At 61.8% G+C, this 5661-nt stretch carries 10 protein-coding genes; 7 read left to right on the plus strand and 3 right to left on the minus strand.

The features are described from left to right. Window positions 1–35: 35 nt before the first annotated feature. From ACH2EI_RS20705 to ACH2EI_RS20715, 3 genes are read right to left on the minus strand one after another with little or no spacing between them, the layout of a single operon-like run. Complete coding sequence (locus ACH2EI_RS20705; RefSeq protein ID WP_395161451.1) at window positions 36–221, minus strand: hypothetical protein; 186 nt, start codon at window positions 219–221, stop codon at window positions 36–38. 47 nt (window positions 222–268) lie between these two features. Continuing rightward, entirely contained in the window at window positions 269–877 is a 609-nt protein-coding gene (locus ACH2EI_RS20710) for an ERF family protein (RefSeq protein WP_395161453.1), read from the minus strand. Further along, a complete protein-coding gene (locus ACH2EI_RS20715) occupies window positions 874–1449 on the minus strand; it encodes a host-nuclease inhibitor Gam family protein (protein WP_395161455.1) in 576 nt (191 codons plus the stop codon). The genes ACH2EI_RS20710 and ACH2EI_RS20715 overlap by 4 nt, the downstream gene beginning before the upstream one ends. 156 nt (window positions 1450–1605) lie before the next feature. Between ACH2EI_RS20715 and ACH2EI_RS20720 the strand changes: the two genes are divergently transcribed. From ACH2EI_RS20720 to ACH2EI_RS20750, 7 genes are all read left to right on the plus strand, one after another. Next, on the plus strand, window positions 1606–1848 hold the full coding sequence (locus ACH2EI_RS20720) for a hypothetical protein (RefSeq protein WP_395161457.1): 243 nt from the start codon (window positions 1606–1608) through the stop codon (window positions 1846–1848). Continuing rightward, window positions 1845–2105 carry a hypothetical protein gene (locus ACH2EI_RS20725; protein ID WP_395161459.1) on the plus strand — a complete coding sequence of 87 codons (261 nt, stop codon included), beginning with the start codon at window positions 1845–1847 and terminating at the stop codon, window positions 2103–2105. The genes ACH2EI_RS20720 and ACH2EI_RS20725 overlap by 4 nt, the downstream gene beginning before the upstream one ends. A gap of 102 nt (window positions 2106–2207) precedes the next feature. Continuing rightward, entirely contained in the window at window positions 2208–3401 is a 1194-nt protein-coding gene (locus ACH2EI_RS20730) for a hypothetical protein (RefSeq protein ID WP_395161461.1), read from the plus strand. Between the two features lie 136 nt (window positions 3402–3537). Beyond that, on the plus strand, window positions 3538–4335 hold the full coding sequence (locus tag ACH2EI_RS20735) for a helix-turn-helix domain-containing protein (RefSeq protein WP_395161463.1): 798 nt from the start codon (window positions 3538–3540) through the stop codon (window positions 4333–4335). Next, window positions 4332–4766 (plus strand): hypothetical protein, encoded by a 435-nt coding sequence (locus tag ACH2EI_RS20740; RefSeq protein ID WP_395161465.1) that lies wholly within the window; start codon window positions 4332–4334, stop codon window positions 4764–4766. Before ACH2EI_RS20735 ends, ACH2EI_RS20740 begins: the two co-directional genes overlap by 4 nt. Window positions 4767–4806: 40 nt before the next feature. Then, complete coding sequence (locus tag ACH2EI_RS20745) at window positions 4807–5073, plus strand: hypothetical protein (RefSeq protein WP_395161467.1); 267 nt, start codon at window positions 4807–4809, stop codon at window positions 5071–5073. Window positions 5074–5333: 260 nt separating this feature from the next. After that, window positions 5334–5561 (plus strand): HNH endonuclease, encoded by a 228-nt coding sequence (locus ACH2EI_RS20750; RefSeq protein ID WP_395161469.1) that lies wholly within the window; start codon window positions 5334–5336, stop codon window positions 5559–5561. Window positions 5562–5661 lie beyond the last annotated feature (100 nt).

The raw sequence follows: 5661 nt of genomic DNA on the forward strand, positions 1-5661 counted from the left end.
GGTGAGGTTCCCGACGAGTGTGACTTGTGCGTCGCTCATGATTTTGATTCTCCTTGTTGATGTTCGATGTTGGACGGCGACCAGATGGTCACCGTGTCGTCGTCGGCGTGATGGTCGCTCCATGTGAATGCCATCGGCAAGCCTTGATGTGTGGCCGGTAACCAAATGTGTTCGCCTTCATGCCCGTCATAGCCGCAGCATTGGCGGATCATGTCGGGCATCACGAGGGCAGCGGACGGGCAGCGTTGGCCCTCATCTTGATCTTCGATCACTGCCCGGTCCGAGCCTTCGTCCATGTCAGAGCGTCGCCGTGCTTCGACTCGGGGAGAGCGGACAGGGCTGACCCGAACTCGTCGGTGAATGCTGCGACGAACTCGCCGACCTCGGCCTTCTGCATCGTGGAGATGATGAGACGGATCTGAGTCTCTGCTTCGGTCCTCATGTTGGGTGTCGCCTCCGCCCGGTGGGCGATGCCTCCATCGTCGTCGTGGGCTTCGAGAGCGAACAGCGAGGTGAGTGCGTAGCGGCGCATGTAGGTGATCGCCGAGCCTGCCTGCTGTGGGTCGCCTTTGACTGGGAAGCCTGGCCCTGGGAAGGCGATTCGTTCGCCGGTCTGGGTGCAGATCAGCAGCGTCGTGATGACCATGTTGCCGTCGGCGATCTCGATTGGCTGAGCGAGCGACATCTGGTGCTGTGCGAGGACAGGTTTGAGTCCAGCCAGGATCTGGTTGATGTCCGCATACTTGTAGCTGAATGTCTCGTTGATCTTGGCCGACTGGTCCTTGACGACCTTCTCGACCGAGGCGAGGACGTTGGCGAACCTGGTCATCATTTCTGGCGTGTCCATGTTGTTCTCTTTCTGTTGGGGATGATTCATGACTGGTCTTCGTCGGCCGCGAATTGGACTGACCATGACGGCTCGGGCATGGATGCTTCGACACCGGGGATGATCTCGCCGTTCCCGTCCACCATGAAGCGGAAGTCGGGCGAGGTGTTGGCGATCGACTTGATGCCGGTCACGTTGATCGTCCGGCCGAGGATGTCGGGATGATTGATCTCCGCCCAGGCGAGCGTCGCTGCCTTGTCGGTGAATGTCAGGGTCGGTGTGTTCGACACTCGGATCTTCGACGTGCCGTAGGGCAGCTCGATCGACTTACGCTTCGGGTCGTCTCGGAGGAGGGCACGGTGCAATGATTCGATCGGTGCTTGATGCCATGCGATCTGGTTGTTGAAGATGCGGCGGCGGTGGAGGCGGCGGATCTCCAGCCGGTCCATCTCGGCTTGGTACACGGCGTCGATCTCGTCACGTTGTGCGGTTGCTCTTGCTGCCATCTTCAGGTGCCAGGATGCACGGTCGAGCGCTTCGGCTGTGCCTTCGGGCATGAGGGCCGGGGTGTCGTAGTCGATGTCCGGCTCGTCGCCGATGGGGATGTCCATGTCTTCGTTCATTGGTTTCTCGTTTCAGGGTTGTCCTCGACGGGGTGCCGAGATTGGTGGAACAGCCACAGTCTACCCGACCCGAGTCGGTCTGGCTACCTCCAATCTTCCAGAATAGTTTCGGGTTGAGGGTTGACGACCCGACTCGGGTCGGATAGAGTGATTGACATGACCAACCAGACAAACTCCACCACCCACCAGTTTGCGGCATCGCAGATCGAGGTCGGCGACGAAATCCTGATCCGAGTTCACTCGACGAACCCGAACGACTTCCAGCGTCGCCGCCACTACCTGAAAGTGCTCGCCACCAACGGCGACGGATACAAGGTCAAGGTCTTCACCGACCAGGGCGAGATGTCCTTCCGCAACTCCGACATCGTCGAGATCGTCACCCACGGCTGGACCGCATGATGACCGCCGCAACCACCACCAAAATCGCAGCCGCCAGCCTCGTTCCCGGCGACTTCATCATCAGCCGTATCGGTATCCCTCGCAAGATCATCGCAGTCTGGGGCAACGTTGAGATCGAGTTCGCAGACGGTTCCACTCAGGGAATTCACCCCGATCACACCGTCACGATCATCGCCACCGAAGCCCGAGCGATCTGCGATGGCCTCGGCCACGGCTACCCCGGTGGCGGTCCCTGCCCGCTCGAAGATCGCTGGTAAGCGAAGCGACCTCGGCTACGGCCGAGCGTTGCGAAGGTCTTCCCGAGTCGGGCGGATCTTCGGAGCGATCCCCGCTTCCACCAAGCAAGAAAGAATGGCACCATGCCCACCACCGAAGAACTCTCCACCCGACTCCGAAACGAGACGGACCTTTCCAAGATCAGCGGCACCCTCGCCGCTGTCGCCTCCTCCCGCTTCGATGTCGTCGCCCCACAATCGGCGCTCCACGTCGAGCGTGACACGGCGACGATCGCCGACCCGAGCGGCGAGCCGCAACTCACCGACGATGGAGTCACGTCGCCAGTGATCGTCGCCTCGATGACTCGCATGGCGGAACGGCAGATCGCTGGTCGGCTCAAGATCCCGCTCCAGTACCTCGACCGCCTCCAGAGCAACGAGGACGCCACCCGCGACCTCGCCGACCACTCGATCAACACGCTGGCCGGGATCGACGACCGCAAGGCGCTCTACCGTTTCTTACGGGCCGACGATGGCCTGGTGCTCCGCTCCGTCCTCTCCGACTCTTATGGACTCTTCGACAACGACCGGGCGCTCCGTGCTCTCATCGAAGGCCTCGGCGCTTCTGGCCTCGGCCTCGGCGACGGTCAGGTGAAGGGCGACGTGACGCCGGACCGGCTGCGGCTTCGCATCACGGTCCCGGCGATCGAGCTGGCCGTCCCCGATCTACTCGGCGACTACCGGATGCCGTTCTCGATGAAACCGGAGAACGGCATGCACGACCGACCCGACGTGGGCGAGACACCTCCCGTGCTGTGGGCCGGTATCGAAATCGGCAACTCCGAGACAGGCAACGGAACCTTCTTCGTCAGGCCTCGGGCCGAGGTCGCTGTCTGCCGCAACGGTCTTGTCAAGCCGACCGAGTTCAAGCGTGCTCACCTCGGCGCTCGGCTCGACGACGGCGAGATCAACTGGTCCGGCGAGACTCGTCAGAACGTGTACAAGCTGGTGGCCTCGCAGGTCGCCGACGTGGTGCGTACCTACCTCTCGACCGACTACTTGGTGACGATCGCTGCGGAGATGCGTGCTGCGAAGGGAATCGTTATCGACTCGGCGGCTTCTGCCATCGAGATCGTGACCGACCAGATCGGGCTGACCGACGACGAGCAGAGAAACGTCTTCGACTGCTTCGCTCGGGGTGGCGACTCGACGCTGTTGGGGCTGGGCCAAGCGGTCACGGCTGCTTCCCAGCTGGTCGAAGACGGCGATCGTCAGGCCGAGCTGGAAGGCGAGTTCTGGAACGTTGTCAACTCGCCAGCTCGTTACGCCTCGGTCTGACCCGATAAGCAAACCTGCCCGGCCACCTCGCAATCGTGCGGAGTGGCCGGGCAGGTTAGGGTTGTCGCCCTACCAAGAACTCGAACCGAGGAGAAGAAGTGTACCAAGAAGTGAATGAACTGGCAGAGGTCGTGGCGTGAGCATCGAGCGTGTCGCCCTCGTCCTGAAGAAATCGTGGGGAGTGCCCGGCACCGCCAAGCTGATCTTGATTGGCATTGCCAACCATGACGGCGACGGTGGGGCGTGGCCGTCGATCGACACGCTGGCGGCATACGCCGAGGTCGATCGACGTGGAGTGCAGCGGCACCTCTCGACGATGTCCGAGAAGGGCATCCTGACCGTCCACACCAATCGGGGTGGCACTGATGCCACCCCGGTCGATCGTCGCCCGAATCGCTACGAGATCGACTACGGATACGAGGCGGCGCGAGCGTCGCCTCGCGGGGCGGTGTCTACGACGGCACGGGGCGGTGTAGAAGGCGCGAACGGGGCGGTGTCTACGACCGAACGGGGCGGTGTGTGCGCCGCCCTAACCTTCCTTGAACCATCCATAGAACCGTCCATAGAACTGTTTACCTCATCGCAAGCGATCGAGGTGCTGCCGCTGGCGAGAGTGCTGGCGTATTCGCTCGACGAAGAGTTCGATCTCTTCTGGCAGACATACGGCCGAGTCGGTTCGAAGAAGAAGGCTCGCGAATGCTGGGAGCTGGCAATCCGCAAGGCAGCACCCGAGGTCATCCAGGCTGGCTTGGAGCGATGGACAGAATACTGGCTGTCGCCCGACGCCGCGAATCAGAAGTGGCCGCAAGGATGGCTCAGCGAAGAGCGGTGGAGCGACGAGCCGCCGTTCGCCTCGAAGAAGTCTGTCGCACCGAAGCTCGCAAACTCCACCGCCGCTCTCAAGCAGGCCATGCAGAACAGGATGAACCGATGACCGAAGAAGAATCTTGGCTACTGGTCGGTGATCTCGCCGTTGAGACAAGCGGGTGGGATGACATCAACATCGAGGCCACTCGTAAACGCATCGAGGGATGGCCCGACTTCAATTGCGGGCGCGAGGCGGTCGAGACTGTCATCGAAACACACGACGGTTACGGCCGTCCTCTGTGGGGCGCTCTGAACAATGCGTACCGCTCCTCGGCCCGACGGCGGACGATGGCTGCTCCGGCGCTTCTTTCGGGCGCTGAGGGACGTATCTTGTCCTTTGCGGAGGGTCGGGTCGTAGCTGCGAAGTCGTACTCTCAATATTGTGTGAAGCGAGATACGAAGACTGACCCGCACATTCTTTCGGGCTTCCGCTCGACCGAGCCGAACCCGAAGATCCTCGATCAGCTTCTGGGCTTTGTGAAGAGTCCCGAGGAATGATGCACTCTGAGTTGTCGGCGACCGAATACCGGAGCTTGCTGTGAGCGTGACGCCACGAGCGCGGGCGCTCAACCGAGGCCACATCATGGACGCCGACGTGAAGAAGGCGGAGCGGGCCGAGGCGAGGAGGAACGCTCCGAAGTCGTTGGCGATCGTGCGTGGGCAGCGCGTCTTCCTCGACGGCGGCGAGTGGGGGATGGTGTGGTGCAGCGTGTCGCAGGTTCTGGACGCCCACCGGGCTGAGGTCGTGCTCCCTCACGGCGGTCGTTTGATCGTGCCGAGGTCAATGTTGAGCGGAGGCTTGTGATTCTCCTGCGATGTCCTTCCCAACAACACCCGGCTCGACTCGGGTCGATTAGAGTGAAGTCGATCGGTTGCTCTGCGTGGCCGACGTAACGGGCTACGGCCCAGAAAGGTTCCGATGGCGTGATTCGCTCTGGTCCGATCAAACGTAAGAAGTCAGCGGATCGGACCAGAGCAGGGTCGCCCGCACAGGGTGCTCAGAGGCCATCTAAGCAACGATCCCGCCCGAGGAGGGCCGGTGTCGCCCCTGATACCGCTGAGGCTGTGAAGGAGCGAGACCAAGAATGCCAGGCGTGGCCGCTCGGCTTCGCTCTCGATCGCCGATGTTCGGGCCGAGGCCACATTCACCATCGTGTGCTGAGATCGCAAGGAGGCGAGCACACCGCCGAGAATCTGCTACTGCTATGCGAGGCGCATCACGACCTCGCTCATAACTCACGACGGGCCGAGGCTGAGGCAGCGGGCGTCATCATCAGAAGGGGTATCAAATGAACAACATGAGTTTGTTCGACGGAGACGGCGACGACGAAGGCGACAAGAAGGACGACCGGCTGGCGACGCTAGTGGCCAGAGTGTTCTTCTTGATGAGCGA

This window comes from Ilumatobacter sp. (assembly GCF_041688325.1).
GTDB lineage: Bacteria > Actinomycetota > Acidimicrobiia > Acidimicrobiales > Ilumatobacteraceae > Ilumatobacter_A.